At 41.0% G+C, this 20785-nt stretch carries 30 protein-coding genes; 28 read left to right on the top strand and 2 right to left on the bottom strand.

Translation table 11 applies throughout. The features are described 5' to 3' along the window. Positions 1–45 precede the first annotated feature (45 nt). The 5 genes from BLV53_RS03600 to BLV53_RS03580 all read left to right on the top strand — a co-directional run bounded on the left by BLV53_RS03600 (position 46) and on the right by BLV53_RS03580 (position 6347). A complete protein-coding gene (locus BLV53_RS03600; RefSeq protein ID WP_090297172.1) occupies positions 46–1155 on the top strand; it encodes an ABC transporter substrate-binding protein in 1110 nt (369 codons plus the stop codon). 134 nt (positions 1156–1289) lie between these two features. Beyond that, complete coding sequence (locus BLV53_RS03595) at positions 1290–2804, top strand: sugar ABC transporter ATP-binding protein (RefSeq protein WP_090297169.1); 1515 nt, start codon at positions 1290–1292, stop codon at positions 2802–2804. Continuing rightward, positions 2804–3868, top strand: a complete 1065-nt coding sequence (locus BLV53_RS03590) for an ABC transporter permease (RefSeq protein ID WP_090297165.1) — start codon at positions 2804–2806, stop codon at positions 3866–3868. Before BLV53_RS03595 ends, BLV53_RS03590 begins: the two co-directional genes overlap by 1 nt. Beyond that, a complete protein-coding gene (locus tag BLV53_RS03585) occupies positions 3868–4899 on the top strand; it encodes an ABC transporter permease subunit (protein ID WP_090297161.1) in 1032 nt (343 codons plus the stop codon). The genes BLV53_RS03590 and BLV53_RS03585 overlap by 1 nt, the downstream gene beginning before the upstream one ends. A gap of 158 nt (positions 4900–5057) precedes the next feature. Next, positions 5058–6347 carry a diguanylate cyclase domain-containing protein gene (locus tag BLV53_RS03580; RefSeq protein ID WP_090297158.1) on the top strand — a complete coding sequence of 430 codons (1290 nt, stop codon included), beginning with the start codon at positions 5058–5060 and terminating at the stop codon, positions 6345–6347. A 103-nt stretch (positions 6348–6450) separates the two neighbouring features. Here the strand turns inward: BLV53_RS03580 and BLV53_RS03575 are convergent, their stop codons facing one another. Both BLV53_RS03575 and BLV53_RS03570 read right to left on the bottom strand, forming a co-directional pair. Further along, positions 6451–7821 (bottom strand): MATE family efflux transporter, encoded by a 1371-nt coding sequence (locus BLV53_RS03575; protein WP_090297156.1) that lies wholly within the window; start codon positions 7819–7821, stop codon positions 6451–6453. 69 nt (positions 7822–7890) lie between these two features. Next, a complete protein-coding gene (locus tag BLV53_RS03570) occupies positions 7891–8778 on the bottom strand; it encodes a class I SAM-dependent methyltransferase (protein WP_090297152.1) in 888 nt (295 codons plus the stop codon). A 510-nt stretch (positions 8779–9288) separates the two neighbouring features. Between BLV53_RS03570 and rpsJ the strand changes: the two genes are divergently transcribed. The 23 genes from rpsJ to BLV53_RS03455 all read left to right on the top strand — a co-directional run bounded on the left by rpsJ (position 9289) and on the right by BLV53_RS03455 (position 20785). After that, positions 9289–9600, top strand: a complete 312-nt coding sequence (gene rpsJ / locus BLV53_RS03565; protein ID WP_015548360.1) for a 30S ribosomal protein S10 — start codon at positions 9289–9291, stop codon at positions 9598–9600. Between the two features lie 170 nt (positions 9601–9770). Beyond that, a complete protein-coding gene (rplC, locus tag BLV53_RS03560; protein ID WP_015548359.1) occupies positions 9771–10454 on the top strand; it encodes a 50S ribosomal protein L3 in 684 nt (227 codons plus the stop codon). Positions 10455–10483: 29 nt separating this feature from the next. Next, entirely contained in the window at positions 10484–11104 is a 621-nt protein-coding gene (gene rplD, locus BLV53_RS03555; RefSeq protein WP_090297149.1) for a 50S ribosomal protein L4, read from the top strand. Then, positions 11104–11403, top strand: a complete 300-nt coding sequence (gene rplW / locus BLV53_RS03550) for a 50S ribosomal protein L23 (protein ID WP_090297146.1) — start codon at positions 11104–11106, stop codon at positions 11401–11403. Before rplD ends, rplW begins: the two co-directional genes overlap by 1 nt. A 71-nt stretch (positions 11404–11474) precedes the next feature. After that, the gene (gene rplB, locus BLV53_RS03545; RefSeq protein WP_090297144.1) at positions 11475–12317 is read left to right on the top strand and encodes a 50S ribosomal protein L2; all 843 of its coding nucleotides are present in this window, start codon (positions 11475–11477) and stop codon (positions 12315–12317) included. An 11-nt stretch (positions 12318–12328) separates the two neighbouring features. Further along, a complete protein-coding gene (gene rpsS, locus BLV53_RS03540; RefSeq protein ID WP_090297141.1) occupies positions 12329–12610 on the top strand; it encodes a 30S ribosomal protein S19 in 282 nt (93 codons plus the stop codon). A gap of 22 nt (positions 12611–12632) precedes the next feature. Beyond that, complete coding sequence (rplV, locus tag BLV53_RS03535; protein ID WP_015548354.1) at positions 12633–13022, top strand: 50S ribosomal protein L22; 390 nt, start codon at positions 12633–12635, stop codon at positions 13020–13022. 11 nt (positions 13023–13033) lie between these two features. Then, positions 13034–13693, top strand: a complete 660-nt coding sequence (gene rpsC / locus BLV53_RS03530) for a 30S ribosomal protein S3 (RefSeq protein WP_090297139.1) — start codon at positions 13034–13036, stop codon at positions 13691–13693. 1 nt (position 13694) lies between these two features. Next, entirely contained in the window at positions 13695–14123 is a 429-nt protein-coding gene (rplP, locus tag BLV53_RS03525) for a 50S ribosomal protein L16 (protein WP_033153074.1), read from the top strand. Beyond that, positions 14123–14329 (top strand): 50S ribosomal protein L29, encoded by a 207-nt coding sequence (rpmC, locus tag BLV53_RS03520; RefSeq protein ID WP_015548351.1) that lies wholly within the window; start codon positions 14123–14125, stop codon positions 14327–14329. The genes rplP and rpmC overlap by 1 nt, the downstream gene beginning before the upstream one ends. Positions 14330–14365: 36 nt before the next feature. Continuing rightward, the gene (gene rpsQ, locus BLV53_RS03515; protein ID WP_028234423.1) at positions 14366–14620 is read left to right on the top strand and encodes a 30S ribosomal protein S17; all 255 of its coding nucleotides are present in this window, start codon (positions 14366–14368) and stop codon (positions 14618–14620) included. Positions 14621–14638: 18 nt separating this feature from the next. Next, positions 14639–15007, top strand: a complete 369-nt coding sequence (gene rplN, locus BLV53_RS03510; RefSeq protein ID WP_090297135.1) for a 50S ribosomal protein L14 — start codon at positions 14639–14641, stop codon at positions 15005–15007. Positions 15008–15019: 12 nt separating this feature from the next. Further along, positions 15020–15331: a 50S ribosomal protein L24 gene (gene rplX, locus BLV53_RS03505; protein WP_015548349.1), complete on the top strand. Its 312-nt coding sequence runs from the start codon at positions 15020–15022 to the stop codon at positions 15329–15331. Between the two features lie 22 nt (positions 15332–15353). Further along, on the top strand, positions 15354–15899 hold the full coding sequence (rplE, locus tag BLV53_RS03500; protein WP_028234422.1) for a 50S ribosomal protein L5: 546 nt from the start codon (positions 15354–15356) through the stop codon (positions 15897–15899). Positions 15900–15909: 10 nt separating this feature from the next. Next, the gene (locus BLV53_RS03495) at positions 15910–16095 is read left to right on the top strand and encodes a type Z 30S ribosomal protein S14 (RefSeq protein ID WP_015548348.1); all 186 of its coding nucleotides are present in this window, start codon (positions 15910–15912) and stop codon (positions 16093–16095) included. A gap of 40 nt (positions 16096–16135) precedes the next feature. Next, positions 16136–16537 (top strand): 30S ribosomal protein S8, encoded by a 402-nt coding sequence (gene rpsH, locus BLV53_RS03490; protein ID WP_090297132.1) that lies wholly within the window; start codon positions 16136–16138, stop codon positions 16535–16537. 88 nt (positions 16538–16625) lie between these two features. Continuing rightward, positions 16626–17165, top strand: coding sequence for a 50S ribosomal protein L6 (gene rplF, locus BLV53_RS03485; protein ID WP_090297129.1), 540 nt, complete (start codon positions 16626–16628; stop codon positions 17163–17165). Between the two features lie 19 nt (positions 17166–17184). Continuing rightward, complete coding sequence (gene rplR / locus BLV53_RS03480; RefSeq protein ID WP_028242192.1) at positions 17185–17553, top strand: 50S ribosomal protein L18; 369 nt, start codon at positions 17185–17187, stop codon at positions 17551–17553. 11 nt (positions 17554–17564) lie between these two features. Further along, the gene (rpsE, locus tag BLV53_RS03475; protein WP_015548344.1) at positions 17565–18074 is read left to right on the top strand and encodes a 30S ribosomal protein S5; all 510 of its coding nucleotides are present in this window, start codon (positions 17565–17567) and stop codon (positions 18072–18074) included. A gap of 13 nt (positions 18075–18087) precedes the next feature. Beyond that, positions 18088–18273 (top strand): 50S ribosomal protein L30, encoded by a 186-nt coding sequence (gene rpmD, locus BLV53_RS03470; RefSeq protein WP_015548343.1) that lies wholly within the window; start codon positions 18088–18090, stop codon positions 18271–18273. Positions 18274–18290: 17 nt separating this feature from the next. Further along, on the top strand, positions 18291–18734 hold the full coding sequence (gene rplO, locus BLV53_RS03465) for a 50S ribosomal protein L15 (protein ID WP_090297126.1): 444 nt from the start codon (positions 18291–18293) through the stop codon (positions 18732–18734). Then, entirely contained in the window at positions 18734–20050 is a 1317-nt protein-coding gene (gene secY / locus BLV53_RS03460) for a preprotein translocase subunit SecY (RefSeq protein WP_090297123.1), read from the top strand. Before rplO ends, secY begins: the two co-directional genes overlap by 1 nt. 90 nt (positions 20051–20140) lie before the next feature. Then, on the top strand, positions 20141–20785 hold the full coding sequence (locus tag BLV53_RS03455) for an adenylate kinase (protein ID WP_090297120.1): 645 nt from the start codon (positions 20141–20143) through the stop codon (positions 20783–20785).

Genomic DNA, 20785 nt, shown 5'->3' with positions numbered 1-20785 from the left:
CGCCAGGGAACGACAGACTGGCCACAATAGGAAGGAGAAAACCTTATGAAAAAGAAATTAGTAGCAGGAATGCTAACAGCACTTATGGCAGCTTCTATGGTAGCTTGCGGAGGCTCAGATGCAGGTGCAACAACAGACACATCAACAACAGATACAGCTGCTGAAACAACAGACTCAGGAAGCAGTGAGTCTACAACAGATGACGGAGAAAAAATCATCGTTGGTTTTGCTCAGGTTGGTCACGAATCAGATTGGCGCACAGCTTCTACAAACTCAGTTCAGGAAGCTTTCTCAGAGGCTAACGGATATGATCTTGAATTTGTTGACTGCGATAATGATTCTGCAAAGCAGATTGAAGCAGTTAGACAGTTCATCCAGGATGACGTTGACTACATCGTAATCGACCCTATCGTTTCAACTGGTTGGGATACAGTTCTTACAGAGTGCGAGGATGCAGGTATTCCTGTAATCGTTATCGATAGAACAATCGAAGATTCTGATAAATATGTTTCATGGGTAGGTTCAGAGTTCATGAACGAAGGTCTTGCATCTGGTGCATGGCTCAAGGCATACGCTGAAGCAAAGGGCATCAAGGATCTCAACATCCTTGTAATCGAAGGCTCTAACGGTTCTTCAGCTCAGATTGGACGTACAGAGGGCTTCAAGAAATATGCAGATGCAGAAGGCTGGACAATCCTTGATTCTCAGGATGGTGACTTCACACAGGATGGCGGACAGCAGGTTATGGAGTCATACTGCAAGTCATATGAAGGCAAGTTCAACGTAGTTGTTTGCCAGAATGATAACGAAGCATTTGGTGCTATGGATGCTATGAAGGCAGCTGGTGTTTCTTATGGTGTTGATAATGATGTTATCCTTATCTCTTTCGATGCTTGCAAGGCAGGTCTTGAATATGTAGAGAGTGGCGACATCAACGCAGACTTCATGTGCTACCCACTTCAGGGTTCTTATTGTGCAGACATCATCAAGTCTCTTAAGGCTGGTGAGACAGTTGCAAAGCAGACATTCATGACAGAGCCATGGTATGTTGCAGAAGATATCCTTAAGTCAATCACATACACAAACAACGCTGGCGAAGAAGTTACAGAGGACCTTATCCTTGTAACAGATGCTGCATCACAGGCTAGCTACTAAATCGTAAATACGAATTATACATGGGGAAGGATATTTTCCTTCCCCATTTGTTTAAGAACTGATGGCGATCTACACACCCTCGGCCTATGGAAAAACAGTAGACCGCCAGTTAATTAAATAAGCGGAGAAAGATTATGGATGAAAATTTACTTATAACCATGCGCAATATTTCCAAATCCTTTCCAGGTGTTAGGGCTCTTTCAAATGCCCAGTTCACCCTTAGAAAGGGCGAAATACATGCGCTTATGGGCGAGAATGGCGCCGGCAAATCTACATTAATCAAAGTCCTTACCGGTGTCTATTCATTAGATGCGGGTGAAATCCATGTGGCTGGCATTGATGGACCTGTTGTAAACCACTCCACACTGGAGGCTCAGGAAAAGGGAATAGCTACAGTTTACCAGGAAGTAAACCTTTGCCCTAACTTAACAGTAGCTGAAAATTTATTTATTGGCCGTGAGCCAAAGACAAAGCTTAACACCATCGACTGGCGCACAATGAACAAACGTGCCAAAGAAATAATGGATGGTCTTGATATTAAAATTGATGTTACACTGGCACTCGAAAATTATTCTCTTGCTATTCAGCAAATGATAGCAATAGCAAGAGCTGTAGATATGGACTGTAAGGTTTTAATCCTGGATGAGCCTACATCATCCCTTGATGATAATGAGGTTGAAAAGCTCTTCAAGGTTATGCGAGACCTTAAAGCAAAGGGAGTTGGTATTATATTTGTCACTCATTTCCTGGAGCAGGTATATGCGGTATGCGATACCATTACTGTTCTTAGAAATGGTGAATTTGCTGGAGAGTATTCAGTTGAGGAGATGCCAAGAGTCAAGCTTGTAGCGGCAATGCTTGGTAAGGATTTCGATGATTTGGCGTCTATCAAAAAAGAGGGTGGTACAAATACTTCGGGGGAGGTAGTGATTGATGCTAAAAATCTTAGCCATAAGGGTACTATTAAGCCATTTGATTTTCAGATTAAAAAGGGCGAAGTTGTTGGTGTTACTGGCCTTCTTGGGTCTGGTCGTTCAGAGATGGTTCGCTGCATCTATGGTGCAGATAAAGCTCAGACTGGCACATTAAAGGTCTATGGAAAGGAACTCAGCATAAAGGAGCCTTTGGATGCAATCAAGTCCGGCATGGGATATCTTCCTGATGACAGAAAGGCTGATGGTTGTATCGGAGATCTTTCAGTAAGGGAAAATATTATTCTTGCACTTCAGGCAAAAAATGGAATGTTTAAAAAGATTCCGGTGGCGAAGCAAAATGAAATAGCGGATAAATTCATTGAAATGCTTCAGATTAAAACAGCCTCAAGGGAGACACCTATAAATCAACTTTCAGGTGGTAATCAACAAAAAGTAATTTTGGCCAGATGGTTATGCACACATCCTGACTTTTTAATTCTTGATGAACCAACAAGAGGTATTGATATCGGTACTAAAACTGAATTCCAAAAGCTTGCCCTCAAATTCGCAGAGGAGGAGGGCATGAGCATAGTATTTATATCATCAGAAATCGAAGAAATGCTCCGCACCTGCACCAGAATGTACGTAATGCGAGATGGTGCTCAGGTGGGAGAAATCTCTGGTGATATGACTCAGGAATCAGTAATGGCAGCCATTGCAGGAGGTGGAGAATAATGGAAAATTTAAGAAAGCTTACGAAAAAGCCGCTGTTCTTGCCAATCTTCTGTATGATATTGGTACTGCTTATTAATCTGGTAAAGTCACCTGACTTTTTCCTGATTAAAATCAATCACGGCGTTTTGTATGGTAGATTAATTGATATTTTAAACAGAGGTTCTGAAATTGCTATCCTTGCTGTCGGTCAGACCCTGGTTGTTGCAGTTTCTGCAGGAACAGATATCTCTGTAGGTTCTGTAATGTCACTTTCAGCTTGTAGCTGTTGTATGCTTCTAGCAGGCTATGGAAACAATTCCGTATCAACACTTGCAGTTCCAATGATAGTTGGTATGCTATTTGGTGTTTTGATGGGCGGTGTCAGTGGTGCCATGAACGGAGCTTTAGTAGCAAAGCTAAAGATTCAACCTATGGTGGCGACATTGATTTTGTTCACAGCTGCAAGAGCTATTGGACTTCTTCTTTGCAACAACCAGATTACGTATATACGATATGAGCCATACAAATATCTGGGTAATTTTATTCCGGGATGTCCAATCCCAACACCTGTGTTTGTGGCAGTTGTGGTAATATTAGTTGTTGCAATATTGCTCAGAAAAACAGCACTTGGACTGTATATCCAGTCAGTAGGTATTAACAGCCGTGCTGCAAGAATCTCTGGTATTAATTCTGATGTAATTTGTTTTATCTGCTATGTAGTATGTGGTGTATGTGCAGGTATCGCAGGTATTGTTGCATCCTCTAGAATTTATTCAGCTGATTCTAATAACATTGGTCTAAACTATGAGCTGGATGCCATCCTTGCAGTAGCACTTGGCGGCAATTCACTTGGCGGTGGTAAGTTTAATTTAGCAGGCTCTATCATCGGTGCTTACACTATTCAGGCTATCACAACCACCCTTCTTGCAATGGGTGTTTCAACTGATAAAGCCCCAGTGTTTAAGGCTATCATCGTTATCATCATCGTAGTTGTGCAGGCCCCAGCCTTCAAGGCATACATGGCTGCAAGACGTGCTCAAAAGGCACAAAATGCCAAGGCAGCACTTGTAAAGGAGGCAGCATAATGAAGACAAAAAAGAAATTAGATTCTAACTCAGTACTTATAATTATTACCATATGCTTATTTGTATTTATGTATGCAGTGGGTTGCGCAATCTATCAGGATAAAGGATTTAGTAACCTTCAGACATTTTTAAACATCCTTATCAATAATGCTGGTCTGATCTGCGTCACTTGCGGAATGACCTGCGTAATGCTCACAGGTGGAATTGACATTTCCGTCGGTTCGGTAATTGCTATGGACTGTATGCTTTTAGTATATGGTATGACTGAGTGGCATGTAGGGGCAGTCCCAATGGTAATCCTTGTACTTGCAATAGGGCTTGTATTTGGGTTAGTCCAGGGCTTCCTTGTAGGCTACTTGGAAATTCAGCCATTTATTGTAACCATGGCAGGAATGTTCTTTGCAAGAGGCATGACAGCCGTTATCTGCTCAGGACAGATTTCTATTACTGAAGCAGATAATCCACTGTTTTATGCATGGGCAAACTCAAAAATTAACCTTCCTGAATTTTTGGGCAAAGCCAACCGCCACGGTAAAATCGTGGTACCTTACATGAGACCAACAGTCATCATTGCGCTGGTAGTCCTTGTACTCATCTTCCTAATGTTAAAATATACAAAGTTTGGCCGTAATCTCTACGCAGTAGGCGGCAATCAGACTTCAGCCACAATGATGGGTCTCAATGTAAAAAAGACCAGAATGTTATCACACATTCTTTCATCCTTCCTATGCTCAATCGGTGGAATTCTCTATTGCCTTAACACTATGTCAGGTTCAGTAAACCAGGCAAAAGGCTTAGAGATGGATGCCATTGCATCAGCTGTCATCGGCGGAACCCTTCTTACAGGTGGTGTTGGAAATGTTATTGGATCTCTATTTGGAGTTCTCATTAATGGTACCATCACTGTTCTTGTAAATACAAATGGAAAGCTTCTTTCCAGCTGGGCAAACATCGCAACAGCAGCACTATTATGTGTTTTCATCATCCTTCAATCGGTTTTTGCTCTTGTTAAAGCACAAAGAAATAAATAATCTTAAGGGCCATCGCATTAAGCGGTGGCTCTTTTATGTTCACCATAAATTCATATAAATATGGCATTATGAACGAGAAGGCTTTTCGTTGAGTAGAATCTGTCTGCATAGTTGACAGATGAGGTGTGTACCCAGGTGTTTAGAAAAAGGTGATTATCATGTCACAAAAAAAATTATCCAACAGTCTAAAAAATCAAATGCTTCGCATCACTCTAATTCCCCTTGCAATTATGACTACAATAATTGTTAGCTTCAGTGTGAGTGGCCTATATACTATCACCGCTGACAAAGCCGAAGAAGAGCTTATTAGAGATGCAGATTTAGCGATGTATGTTTTCGATACAGTATATGTAGGTGAATATTGGGCAGAGGATGCAAATGGTGATGGTGTCCTTGAAATGTACAAGGGTGAGCAGCCCATAAATGGCGAGACCACCTTACTTGATGAACTGGGTAAAAAGCTTGAAATCGATATTACGATTTTTTACAATGACGTGCGCTTGCTTACTACACTTAAGGATGCAGAAGGAAATCGTGCAATAGGTACAAATGCCTCTGTTATAGTAAAAAATGATGTTCTAGAAGCGGGCCAGAGCAAATTCTATGAAAACGTCCTTATCTATGACGTAAAAAGCTGCGCCTTTTATAGACCAATAAAGGATGATAAGGGGCAGATAAGTGGAATGGTAGGTGTAAGCAGGTCTAAAGAATCTGTAAAACGAGAAATGTTCATCTACACAGGACCTGTGTTCATAGTATGTATAGTTTCGGCACTCTTTATTGGTTTCATCATGGCATATTTCCATAAGAAGCTGGCTGAAAGAATTTCCAAAATGAATAAATATATAGACAGCCTCGCAAATGGAGAATTCGACGTTGCAATGCCTAGGGAACTGACCCAGGAAGATGATGAAATAAAGGTTCTTGCAAATGATGGAAAACGAATGGCTAGAGCTATTCAGACATTGGTAAACTACGATGCCCTTACTGAATTGTACAACAGAAGATATGCAGATAAGAAACTTGAAGAAATTAGAGTTGATGCATTAGAAAGAGGTACAAAATACTGTGTATGTATTTCAGACATAGATTTCTTTAAAAAAGTGAACGATACATTCAATCATGAAATGGGAGATTATGTTTTAAAAAGAGTAGCAGATAAATTAAAAGCTGGAATGGTAGCAAAAGGCTTTGCTGCACGCTGGGGTGGTGAGGAATTTCTGCTTATATTTGAGAATTTTGAACTTGAAATAGCACGACGTGATTTGGAAATTATAATGAGTGAAGTTAGAACTATTTGGATTCCAAATTCTAATCAGCAAATTACAATGTCATTTGGCCTGACAGCACTCATACCAGGAGAAAACATCGACGAATTTTTAAAGCGAGCCGACGCAAACCTATACGAAGCAAAAGCAAACGGTCGCAACCAAATAATCTGCAAATAAAAAAGCCTTCCCCGCTAGGGGAAGGTGGCCAGCAAGGGAAGGATGAGGTGTTGCCTTCCCCCTCAGGGGGAAGGTGTCAGCGCCAGCTGACGGATGAGGGCTACTACCTAGCGGTCCTAAACTCATCTCTCCTAAATTCTCTAACCAAAAGAATCAAACAAATCGTAAACGAAAGCGCATCTGCAATTGGTCCTGCAAAAAGTACTCCATTGAATCCAAGGAATAGAGGTAACAATAAAATAAGTGGTGTAAGGAAAAGCACCTGTCTAGTAAGAGACATAAAAATACCCTTGTAAGGCTTTCCTATTGATGTAAAGAAGTTTGATGCAAGTGGCTGCAGGAAACATGTGAAAATACCAAATAGGAAGACTCTGAAATATTTAGTACAGAATTCAAAGTATAAATCAGAACCGGAACCAAAAATCGAAACTAACTGTCTAGGGAATATCTGAAAGCATGCCCAGCTTCCAATAGCTATAACAGCAGCAATTTTTGTTGCAAGTAAATAAGCATCTTTAACTCTCTTATAATTCTGAGCTCCATAGTTAAATGAAACGATTGGCTGCAATCCTTGAGAAATACCAATGATAAATGAAAAACATATACCTGTAACCTTTGAAATAATGCCAGCGCAGGTAATAGGAATATCAGCTCCATAGATGGATTTTGCGCCATAATATCCCATCACATGATTCATAACAATCTGAACAATCATCATGGCAATCTGATTGATGAAAGGTGCTGCGCCAAGGGCTATAACAGCAGCAATCATATGTCCGTTTAAAACAAAATGCTTCTTTTCCAGCTTAACAGTTTTAAATTTCGTAAGGTAAACAAGTACCATAATTCCTGCAATGTATTGACCGATAATGGTTGCCACAGCAGCTCCTGTCATTCCCCAGTGGAACACAGCTACAAAAAGAAAATCAAGGACGGTGTTAATAATAGCACCAGTCATATTGATTGCCATGGTCATATTAGGACTACCATCGGCTCTGACGATATGAGCACCGCCGGCTGATAAAATAAAAAGTGGATAGCCAAGTGCACAAATGCGTGAGTACTCCACCGCATAAGGTAAAATGTTTTCAGTAGCACCACAACCAATAAGGATAGGCTCTAAAAATAGCTCTGTAACAACTGTGAGAACAAGTCCACCTAAAAGCATTAAAGAAACAGCATTTCCTATATAATAACCGGCGCGTTTTGTCTCACCACGTCCCATGGCTAGATTGAATGTGGAAGCTGAACCAATTCCGCATAAAAGTGCTATTGAAACATTAAGTATTGATAATGGAAACTGGATATTTGTTGCTCCATTTCCGAGAGGTCCTACAAAGTTTCCAATGAAGAGTTGGTCAACCATGTTGTAAAGTGAGCCTACAAGCATGGCTATAATACTAGGAATGGCAAACTTCCTAAGTAGTTTTCCCACTGGTTCAGTGCCGAGTGGATTCATTGTTGTTTCAGTCATAACATATTTTCCTTCTATATTAATGTATTACGAATAGTGTGTAGATTATTCTAAATAAAAATTAAAATATTAATTTCGTACCCATCGTCCGCTTGCGCCACATGGAAGTACAAGCCCTGACTCTGTAACAGGAAGACCTATTTCATCAGCTGTAACTGTACCAGGATGCTTCTTTAATAGTGCAGTGCTTATCATATAGTTTAAAACTGCAGGCTGAAGTCCAGTTGTATATGAATTAACAAGGAAGAAAAGGGCGTCATCCGAAAGTATCTGCTCGCAGAGTTCAATAAATGGGAAGATATCATCTTCGATTTTCCAAACCTCGTTTTTAGAACCTCTACCATATGAAGGAGGATCCATTATAATTCCATCGTATTTATTGCCGCGGCGGATTTCCCTTTCCACAAACTTTCTGCAGTCATCCACGAGCCATCTGATAGGAGCATCACCAAGGCCAGATGAAACAGCGTTTTCCTTAGCCCAGCCAACCATTCCTTTTGACGCGTCCACATGTGTGACCTGAGCACCAGCTGCGGCAGCTGCAAGTGTAGCACCGCCTGTGTATGCAAAAAGATTTAAGACCTTTACAGGACGATTCTTTTCTTTTATTTCCTTATTTATAATAGAAGAAAACCAATCCCAGTTGACAGCCTGCTCTGGAAACAGACCAGTATGCTTAAAAGCAAAAGGCTTCAGATTAAATGTTAGGTTCTTATCGCAGATAGGATAACTGATGGTCCACTGCTCAGGCAAATCGAAGAACTCCCATTCACCACCACCTTTATTTGAACGATGATAATGAGCGTTTAGCTTCTTATAATAAGGAGAGCTTTTTTTAGTGTTCCATATTACCTGTGGATCAGGACGAAGAAGAACATACTCGCCCCAACGCTCCAACTTTTCGCCAGAGCTACAATCTATTATTTCATAATCTTTCCAATTGTTTGCTGCTTGCATAATTTAAATAACCTTTCTATTATATATAGAAGCTTCTCCAAAATGAGAAGCTGTCAGCGCAGCTGACTGATGAAGCATTTCACAACCTTCACTCCGATATTATACTTGAGAATTGTCAATGTTCAATGACTAATAGTTTCGATATTATAATAAAACCACAACATGTAGTGCTCTTTTGGATTGTACTAAATAAAGTACAATTATTTTCATCTTTCTCTTGCATATATGGACTCTCCCGTGTATATTATTACTTGCTGTGACATGATAGCTATGAAGCGTGAGGTTGCAACTCAATTACGAGTTGGTTTTCCGTGGAGCGAATGTCAAGTTAGGAAACTGACGACAAGTCACTGTACAACAGAAAACCGTCCGCATTCGCGGAGACGACGTGTGAGAACTTAGGTTCAAACTTTGAGTTTAAATCTATGATACACACGGGTAAGTGTACAGTCGCCACTTGTTCGATTTTTCTCAGAAATCAGAAAAACGAAAAAGGAGGAGACTTTTTTTATGGCAAATCAAGTTATGAGAATCACACTCAAGGCTTATGATCATGAGTTAGTAGATTCATCTGCCAAGAAAATCATCGAGACTGTTAAGAAGAACGGAGCACAGGTTAGTGGTCCAGTACCTCTTCCAACAAAGAAGGAAGTTGTTACAATTCTTAGAGCTGTACATAAGTACAAGGACTCTCGTGAGCAGTTCGAGCAGAGAACTCATAAGAGATTGATTGATGTCATTGATCCAACACAGAAGACTGTTGAAGCACTTTCTAAGTTAGAGATGCCAGCAGGTGTTGAAATCAGCATCAAGAACAAATAATTGAGTTCATTTAGTTAAGTAAACATCCAAGATGGTTTTATATAGAAGCAACTTAGATTTCTTATCGGGTTCCACTTATATGACACTGTTCTAGGATGAACGGTTCCGCTACCCACTCTATATTAAATAGGGCACGAAGCGTTCCGCTGTAGAAAATGGAGGTAAGAAAAATGAAGAAAGCTATTTTAGCTACAAAGGTCGGAATGACTCAGGTCTTCAACGAAGGCGGCGAGCTTATTCCTGTAACTGTACTTTCTGCAGGTCCATGTGTTGTTACACAGATTAAGACAGTAGAAAACGACGGTTACGATGCAGTTCAGGTTGGCTTTGTTGACAAGAAGGTTAAGCTTGTTAATAAGGATGCTAACGGACGCAAAGAAATCATTCATCGCAATGGCGTAAACAAGCCTGAGAAGGGTCACTTCGATAAGGCTGGTGTTGAGCCAAAGAGATTTGTTAGAGAGTTTAGATTTGATAATTGTGCAGATTATGCACTTGCTCAGGAAATCAAAGCTGACATCTTTGAAGCTGGTGACAAGGTTGATGCAACAGCTACTTCAAAGGGTAAGGGATTCCAGGGCGCTATCAAGAGATTAGGCCAGCACAGAGGTCCTATGGCTCACGGTTCTAAGTTCCACAGACATCAGGGTTCAAATGGTGCATGTTCATCACCTAGCCGTGTATTCAAGGGCAAGGGAATGCCTGGTCAGATGGGCGGAACAAGAGTTACAATCCAGAATCTTGAGATTGTACGTGTTGACGTTGAAAACAATCTGCTTTTAGTAAAGGGTGCTGTTCCAGGACCAAAGAAGTCTCTTGTAACAATCAAAGAGTCAGTTAAAGCAGGAAAGTAATCTTACGATAGGAAAGGAGGAACTTAGCGATGGCTAAAGTATCCGTATACAATATGGAAGGCAAAGAAGTTGGCACCATGGATCTTAACGACAGCATCTTCGCAGTTGAGATTAATGAGCATTTAGTTCACATGGCAGTTGTCCAGCAGCTTGCAAATAACCGTCAGGGAACACAGAAGGCTAAGACACGTTCTGAGGTTTCAGGTGGTGGTAGAAAACCTTGGAGACAGAAGGGAACAGGTCATGCAAGACAGGGTTCTACAAGATCTCCACAGTGGACAGGTGGTGGCGTAGTATTCGCTCCAACACCAAGAGATTATTCATTCAAGCTTAACAAGAAGGAAAAGAGAGCAGCTCTTAAGTCAGTTCTCACTTCTGCAGTTAACGAGAACAAGTTCATCGTAGTTGACGAGCTTAAGCTTGATTCTATTAAGACAAAGGATTTCGCAAAGGTTCTTACAAACCTTAACGTTGAAAAGGCTCTCATAGTTCTTGATACAAATGATCAGAACGTAGTTATGTCTGCAAAGAACATCCCTACAGTAAAGACTGCCCTTACAAACACAATCAACGTATATGACATCCTTAAGTACAACACAGTAGTTGTAACAAAGGCTGCTGTTGATCAGATTCAGGAGGTGTATGCATAATGGCAAACGTACAGTACTATGACGTAATCCTTAAGCCTGTAATCACAGAGAAGTCTATGAACGCTATGGCTGAAAAGAAGTACACTTTCTTAGTTCATCCAGAAGCTAACAAGACTATGATTAAGGAAGCTGTTGAAAAGATGTTCGACGGAGTTAAGGTTTCATCAGTTAACACAATGAACGCTGATGGTAAGACAAAGAGACGTGGAATGACTTTCGGAAAGACAGCAAAGACAAAGAAGGCTATCGTTCAGCTTACAGCTGATAGCAAAGATATCGAGATTTTCTCAGGACTTTAAAATATAGCTGATAAATAATTTTATGCGCAGTCGAGCGCGATAATAAACGAGTTTTTGAAAGGAGAACAAAAATGGGAATTAAGACATATAACCCATATACACCTTCGAGAAGAAATATGACTGGTTCTGATTTCTCTGAGATCACAAAGAAGGCTCCAGAGAAGGCACTTCTTGTTTCACTCAAGAAGCACGCTGGTCGTAATAATCAGGGTAAGATTACCGTTAGACATCATGGTGGCGGTAACAGACAGAAATATAGACTTATCGATTTCAAGAGAAATAAGGATGGAATTCCTGCAAAGGTTATCGGCGTAGAGTACGATCCAAACAGAACAGCTAACATCGCTCTTATCTGCTATGCAGACGGCGAGAAGGCTTACATCCTTGCTCCAGCTGGTCTTACAGACGGCATGACAGTTATGAACGGTGCTGAAGCTGAAGTTAGAGTTGGTAACTGCTTACCACTTGAGAAGATTCCAGTTGGTACTCTTATTCATAATATTGAGCTTTATCCAGGTCGTGGCGGACAGCTCGTTCGTTCAGCTGGTAACTCAGCTCAGCTCATGGCTAAAGAAGGAAAGTATGCAACACTTCGTCTTCCTTCAGGCGAAATGAGAATGGTACCTCTTAACTGCCGCGCATCTATCGGTGTAATCGGTAACGGTGATCACAACCTTGTTAAGATCGGTAAAGCTGGTCGTAAGAGACACATGGGTATCAGACCTACAGTTCGTGGTTCTGTTATGAACCCTAATGACCATCCACATGGTGGTGGTGAGGGCCGCGCTCCTATCGGACGTCCAGGTCCATGCACACCTTGGGGCAAGCCAGCTCTTGGTCTCAAGACAAGAAAGAAGCACAAGCAGTCTAACAAGCTCATCGTAAGAAGACGCGATGGTAGAGCTATCAAATAAGGAGGATACACATGGCACGTTCATTAAAAAAAGGACCATTTGCTGATGCAAGCTTATTAAAGAAGGTTGAAGCTATGAACGCAAACGGCGACAAGTCAGTAATCAAGACATGGTCACGTCGTTCTACAATCTTCCCACAGATGGTTGGACATACAATTGCAGTACATGACGGTAGAAAGCATGTTCCAGTATATGTTACAGAAGATATGGTTGGACACAAGCTTGGAGAATTCGTTGCTACTAGAACCTACAGAGGTCACGGTAAGGACGAGAAGAAGTCAAAGGTACGCTAATTAACAGAAAGGAGTTTTAATCATGGCTAAGGGACATAGATCTCAAATTAAACGTGAGAGAAACGATGTAAAGGATACAAGACCTTCAGCAAAGTTATCTTATGCTAGAATGTCAGTTCAGAAGGCTTGTTTCGTACTTGATGCCATTCGTGGTAAGGATGTTGACACAGCTCTTGCTATCGTAATGTACAATCCAAGATACGCTTCAAGTGTTATAGAGAAATTACTTAAGTCTGCTATTGCAAACGCTGAGAACAATAACGGCTTAGATCGTAAGGATCTTGTTGTAGCTGAGTGCTACGCAAACAAGGGACCTACAATGAAGAGAATTAGACCAAGAGCACAGGGTAGAGCTTACAGAATCGAAAAGAGAATGAGCCACCTCACAATCGTGCTTGACCAGAAAAATTAAGGAGGCAACACATGGGACAGAAAGTTAATCCTCATGGCTTAAGAGTCGGTGTTATTAAGGACTGGGATTCTAAGTGGTATGCTGAGGGCGAGAACTTCTCAGACTACTTAGTTGAAGACTATAATATCAGAAAGTTTCTTAAGAAGAAGCTTTATGCTGCAGGCGTTTCAAAGATTGAAATCGAGAGAGCTGCAGGTCGTGTAAAGGTTACTGTTTACACAGCAAAGCCAGGCGTTGTTATCGGTAAGGGCGGCGCTGAAATCGACAAGATTAAGACAGAGCTCCAAAAGCAGACAAGCGATAAGCTTGTTGTAGATATCAAGGAAATCAAGAGACCAGATCGTGATGCACAGCTCGTTGCTGAGAACATCGCAGGTCAGCTTGAGAACCGTGTATCATTCCGTAGAGCAATGAAGTCTTGCATGGGTCGTGCAATGAAGACTGGTATCAAGGGTATCAAGACAAGCTGTTCAGGACGTCTTGGTGGTGCTGATATGGCGCGTAGCGAGTCTTACAATGAAGGTACTATTCCACTTCAGACACTCCGTGCTGATATCGATTATGGATTTGCTGAAGCTGACACTACATATGGTAAGGTTGGCGTAAAGGTATGGATCTATAAGGGTGAAGTACTTCCAAAGAAGAAGAATGTGGAAGGAGGAGCTCAGTAATATGTTAATGCCAAAGAGAGCGAAGCATAGAAAGCAGTTCCGTGGGAACATGGCTGGAAAAGCTTCAAGAGGAAATAAGATTTCATACGGTGAGTATGGTATCGTTGCAACAGAGCCAGCTTGGATTAAGTCAAATCAGATCGAAGCAGCTCGTATCGCTATGACACGTTACATTAAGCGTGGTGGTAAGGTTTGGATTAAGATTTTCCCAGACAAGCCTGTTACTGCAAAGCCTGCTGAAACTCGAATGGGTTCAGGAAAGGGTACACTTGAATATTGGGTAGCTGTTGTTAAGCCGGGCCGTGTATTATTCGAGATCTCAGGAGTATCTGAGGAAGTTGCTAGAGAAGCACTTCGTCTCGCTACACACAAACTTCCTTGCAAGTGCAAGATAGTTTCCCGTGAGGATTTAGAAGGCGGTGAAGCATAATGAAGAATACAAAGTACGTAGAAGATTTAAAGAATACTTCAGTAGCAGAGCTTAATGCTCAGCTCGTTGAAGCTAAGAAAGAACTTTTCAACTTAAGATTCCAGAATGCTACAAACCAGTTAGATAACACAGCAAGAATTCGCGAGGTTCGTCGTAACATCGCTCGTATTCAGACTGTTATCACAGAAGCTGAGAAGAACGCGTAAAAAAGAATCGGAAGTTTTTGAAAGGAGAACAAAAACGTGGAAAGAAACTTAAGAAAAACACGTACAGGTGTTGTTGTAAGCGACAAGATGGATAAGACAATCGTTGTTGCAATCCGTGACAATGTAAAGCATCCACTTTACAACAAGATCGTTAAGAAGACATATAAGCTTAAGGCACACGATGAGAACGGCGATGCTCACATCGGTGATACAGTAAAGGTTATGGAGACAAGACCACTCTCTAAGGATAAGAGATGGAGACTCGTTGAAGTAATCGAGAGAGCAAAATAATTAAAGGAGGCTACTATAATGGTACAACAGGAAAGTAGATTAAAGGTAGCTGATAATACTGGTGCCAAGGAAATCCTTGTTATCCGTGTTATGGGTGGATCTACAAGAAGATATGCCAACATTGGCGACATTATTACTGCTACCGTTAAGGATGCAACACCAGGTGGCGTTGTAAAGAAGGGTGATGTAGTTAAGGCAGTAGTTGTTCGTTCAGTAAAGGGTGCCCGTCGTAAAGATGGTTCATATATCAAGTTTGATGAAAATGCTGCAGTCATCATCAAGGATGACAAGACTCCAAGAGGAACTCGTATTTTTGGACCTGTAGCTAGAGAGCTTCGTGAGAAGCAGTTCATGAAGATTGTTTCTCTCGCTCCAGAAGTATTGTAGGAGGAAGAGTAAATGGCAACTATGAAGATTAAAAAGGGCGATACAGTTCGTGTCATCGCTGGTGGCGATGTAAATAACGAAGGTAAGGTTATCGCAGTAGATAAGAAGAATAACACTGTTACAGTTGAAGGTGTTAACATGGTTAAGCGTCATGTTAAGCCTAGCATGGCTAACCAGGCAGGCGGTATCATCGAGCAGGAAGCTCCTATCGATGCTTCAAATGTTATGTTACTTCATAACGGTCAGCCTACACGCGTTGGCTTCAAGATGGACGGAGATAAGAAAGTCCGTTTCGCTAAGAAGACTGGCGAAGTGATTGACTAATTGAAGAAAGGAGAACAGTTCGTTGAGTAGATTAAAAGATCAGTATCTTAATGAGATCGTACCAGCAATGGTAGAGAAGTTCGGATACAAGAATATTATGGAAGTTCCTAAGATCGAAAAGATCGTTGTCAACATGGGTGTTGGCGAAGCAAAGGACAATGCAAAGCTTCTTGAGTCTGCAGTTAATGATATGGAAAAGATTACAGGCCAGAAAGCAGTTACAACAAAGGCTAAGAATTCAGTTGCTAACTTCAAGATTCGTGAAGGTATGGCAATCGGTTGCAAGACTACACTTCGTGGTGAGAAGATGTATGAGTTCGCAGATCGTCTCATCAACCTTGCACTTCCACGTGTACGTGACTTTAGAGGTGTAAATCCTAATTCCTTCGATGGAAGAGGAAACTATGCACTTGGTATCAAGGAGCAGATTATCTTCCCAGAGATCGAGTACGATAAGATTGACAAGACTCGTGGTATGGATATCATCTTTGTAACTACAGCTAAGACAGATGAAGAGGCTAGAGAATTACTTCGTTTATTCAATATGCCTTTCGCTAAGGAAGCATAGGAGGAAAGTTATGGCAAAGAAGTCAATGAAAGTTAAGCAGCAGCGCGCAGCTAAGTTTTCTACACAGGAATATAGCCGCTGCAAAATCTGCGGTCGTCCACATGCATACCTTAGAAAGTATGGTATTTGTAGAGTATGTTTCCGTGAATTAGCTTACAAGGGACAGATTCCTGGCGTTAAGAAAGCTTCATGGTAATTAAGCGAGCACAGATTGATAATTAGGAGGAAATTGCATCATGACAATGAGTGATCCAATAGCAGATATGCTTACAAGAATCCGTAATGCAAATACTGCAAAACATGATACAGTAGATGTTCCTGCATCAAAGATGAAGATTGCAATTGCAGACATTCTTGTTGATGAAGGATTTATCACAAAGTACGACATCGTTGATAATGGTAACTTCAAGGATATCCGTGTTACATTAAAGTACGGTGCAAACAAGAACGAGAAGATTATTTCTGGTATTAAGAGAATCTCTAAGCCAGGTCTTCGTATTTACGCAGGTAAGGACGATATCCCATACGTTTTAGGTGGTCTTGGTATCGCTATCCTTTCTACAAACAAGGGCATCATCACAGATAAGGAAGCTCGTAAGCTTCAGGTTGGTGGCGAAGTTCTTGCATACGTTTGGTAATCAGACCAAACCATTAGTTACTAATTTACCTAAAGTATAACCCGGTTATAGAAGCCGGACATACAGTTTATATTAAGGAGGTACGGGCATGTCACGTATAGGAAGAATGCCAATCGCAGTTCCAGCTGGTGTTACAGTTGATATTGCAGAAAATAATCATGTGACTGTAAAAGGTCCTAAGGGCACTCTTGAGAGAACACTTCCATCAGAGATGGATATCAAGCTTGAGGGTGAAGAAATCGTTGTTACAAGACCTAATGATTTAAAGAAAATGAAGTCTTTACATGGTCTTACAAGAACACTTATCAACAACATGGTTGTTGGTGTTACAGCAGGCTATGAGAAGACTCTTGAGGTTAACGGTGTTGGTTACAGAGCATCTAAGGCTGGAAACAAGCTTACTCTTAACCTTGGTTATTCTCACCCAGTAGAGATGGAAGATCCTGAGGGTGTTGAGTCAACTGTTGACGGAAATAAAATTATCATCAAGGGTATCGACAAGGAAAAGGTTGGACAGTACGCTGCCAACATTAGAGATAAGAGAAGACCTGAGCCATACAAGGGTAAGGGTATTAAGTACGCTGATGAAGTTATTAGACGTAAAGTCGGTAAGACCGGTAAGAAATAAGTAAAGGAGTGAATGTATAATGGTAAGTAAAAAATCTAGATCAGTAATTCGCCAGACAAAGCATAGAAGACTTCGTAACACTCTAGCCGGTACTGCAGAAAGACCTCGTTTAGCAGTGTTCAGAAGCAATAATCACATGTACGTTCAGGTTATCGATGACACATGTGGAAATACACTCGTTTCAGCATCTACTCTTGACGCTGACGTTAAGGCAGATCTTGCAAAGACAAATAACGTAGAAGCTGCTTCAAAGCTTGGTACTGTTATTGCTAAGAAGGCACAGGAAAAGGGAATCAAGGAAGTCGTTTTCGACAGAGGTGGTTACATTTATGCCGGCAAGGTTGCAGCTTTAGCAGATGCAGCTAGAGAAGCTGGATTAGAATTCTAGGAGGAGAACACATGAAACGTGAAATCATTGACGCTAGCCAGTTAGAATTAACTGAGCAGGTTGTAGAAATTAAGCGTGTAACAAAGGTTGTTAAGGGTGGACGTAACATGCGTTTCACAGCTCTTGTTGTAGTAGGCGATAAGAACGGACACGTTGGCGCTGGACTTGGCAAGGCAGCTGAAATTCCAGAAGCTATCCGCAAGGGTAAGGAAGATGCTATGAAGAAGCTTATCACAGTTAAGCTTGATGACAACCACAGTATTACACACGATATTCAGGGTAAGCACACAGGCGCTTCTGTACTTCTTAAGAAGGCTCCAGAAGGTACTGGTATCATCGCTGGTGGTCCAGCTCGTGCCGTATGTGAGCTTGCAGGTATCGGAAACATCCGTACAAAGTCACTTGGATCATCAAATAAGCAGAACGTTGTTCTTGCTACTATCGAAGGACTTAAGCTTCTTAAGTCACCTGAAGAAGTAGCTAAGGCTCGTGGCAAGAAGGTTGAAGACATTCTTGCTTAAGGAGGAAAGGTAAATGGCAGAGAAGAAGTTAAGAGTAACACTCGTAAAGTCTACAATCGGTGCTGTTCCAAAGAACAAGAAGACTGTAGAAGCACTTGGCCTTAGAAAGGTCAATAAGACTGTTGAGCTTCCTGACAACGACAGCGTTCGCGGAATGCTTAGAATGGTCAATCACTTAGTAAAAGTTGAAGAAATTTAATAGAAGGAGGTGCCATAATGGATTTATCTAACTTACAGCCAGCAGAAGGCTCAAAGCACAGCGATAATTTCAGAAGAGGCCGTGGTCACGGTTCAGGAAATGGCAAGACTGCTGGTAAGGGTCATAAGGGACAGAAGGCTCGTTCTGGCGGAAGCATTAGACTTGGATTCGAAGGTGGACAGATGCCTTTATACAGACGTCTTCCTAAGCGTGGTTTCAAGAATAGAAATACAAAGGAAATCGTTGGTATCAATGTTTCTTATTTAGAGAGATTTGATGATGGTGCTACTGTAACTGTTGATACACTTATCGAGTGCGGTATCATTAAGAACCCTCGTGATGGCGTTAAGATTCTTGGTAACGGAGAGCTTACAAAGAAGCTTAATGTCAAGGCTAATGCATTCAGCGCTAGCGCAAAAGAAAAAATTGAAGCTTTAGGCGGAACAGTTGAGGTGATCTAATGCTTCAAACACTACGCGATGCTTTTAAAATCAAAGATTTAAGAAGACGAATTGGTTTTACATTTTTGATGCTTATTGTTGTTAGGCTTGGAAGCTTGCTTCCAGTGCCTGGCATCAATGGCAGTGCCTTTAGCAGTCTCTTCGCGGATAGTGACAGTGCATTGAATTTCTTTGATTCAATCACTGGTGGTTCTTTTTCATCAATGTCAGTTTTCGCGCTGAACATTACACCATACATTACATCTTCTATCATAATGCAGTTGCTTACAATTGCATTTCCAAAGTTAGAAGAAATGCAGCGTGATGGTGAAGCGGGCAGAAAAAAGATGACACAGATAACACGTTATCTTACTATTGCCTTGGCACTTGGTGAATCAATTGCAATGGCAATTGGTTTTGGAAGAAGTGGATATCTTGTAGCTTATAACCCACTTTATGTTATTTTAGTAGTTGCTTCTCTTACAGCTGGTTCTGCTGTTCTTATGTGGATCGGTGAGAGAATTACAGAAAAGGGTATTGGTAATGGTATTTCTATAGTTCTTACTATCAATATCATTAGCCGTATTCCAGCTGATTTAACAAAGCTTTATGAGCAGTTTATGTCTGGTAGAACAATTGCAAAAGCAACACTTGCTGGTGTTATTATTGCCGCTATCATTGTTGCGCTTGTTGTGTTCGTTGTAATCTTACAGAGTGCAGAAAGACGTATTCCAGTACAGTATTCCAATAAAATTCAGGGCAGAAGACAGGTAGGAGGTAACTCGTCTGTTATTCCTATGAAGGTTAATACAGCAGGTGTTATCCCGGTTATTTTCGCTCAATCATTACTTCAGACACCTATAATGCTTGTTCAGTTGTTCGCAAAGAACGGTGTTACAGGATTCTGGGGTAAAGTATTAAATGCTATGAATCAGTCAAATTGGTTCAATCCAGGAAACTGGGTAAATTCAATAGGAGCATTTGTATATGTTCTTTTAATTATTGGATTTGCTTATTTCTATACAGAGATTACTTTCAATCCTCTTGAGATTGCTGAAAATCTTAAGAGATCTGGTGGATTTATCCCTGGTATCAGACCTGGTAAGCCAACTTCAGACTATTTAACAGGTATCTTACAGCACATTATTTTTATTGGTGCAATTGGACTTGCAATCGTAGCATTACTTCCACTCATCTTTAATGGCTTGGTTGGCGCAAGCGTTTCTTTCGGTGGTACTTCAATTATCATTATTGTTGGTGTTATCGTTGAAACACTTAAGCAGGTAGAGTCACAGATGATGGTTCGTAATTACAAAGGATTTTTAAATGACAAATAGTCATTAGTTCATCTAAGGGATACGCAGAATACTGTGTATCTCTTTAGGTGTTTATAGAGAAAAATACATCTATCCAGGAGGGTTTATGATATGAAGATTATTATGTTAGGTGCACCTGGTGCAGGCAAAGGAACACAGGCAAAGCAGATTGCCAGCAAGTATTCTATTCCTCACATTTCTACAGGTGATATATTCCGTGCTAACATAAAAAACGGGACAGAACTTGGTAAAAAGGCAAAGGAATACATGGATCAGGGTTTGCTTGTTCCAGATGAACTTACATGTGATCTCGTTATGGACCGTATTGCACAGGATGATGCTAAAAACGGATTTGTTTTAGATGGTTTCCCAAGAACTATTCCACAGGCAGAGGCTCTTGACGCTGCACTTACTAAAATTGGTCAGTCAATGGATTATGCAATCGATGTAGATGTTCCAGATGAAAACATTATCAACAGAATGTCAGGTCGTAGAGCTTGTCTTAACTGTGGTGCAACATATCACATCGTTTCTATTCCACCAAAAAAGGAAGGCGTTTGTGATTCATGTGGCAGCGATCTTGTTCTCAGAGATGATGACAAGCCAGAAACAGTTAAGAAGAGACTTGATGTTTATCATGATCAGACACAGCCACTTATTGATTATTATAATGGCAAGGGTATTCTTAAGTCTGTAGATGGTACACAGCCAATGGAAAAAGTATTTGAGGATATCACAGCTATTTTAGGAGCTTAA

It is taken from the genome of Pseudobutyrivibrio sp. ACV-2 (assembly GCF_900107545.1).
Lineage (GTDB): Bacteria > Bacillota > Clostridia > Lachnospirales > Lachnospiraceae > Pseudobutyrivibrio.
The sequence above is the reverse complement of the archived record's forward strand: the minus strand, read 5'-3'. Positions and strand labels throughout refer to the sequence as shown.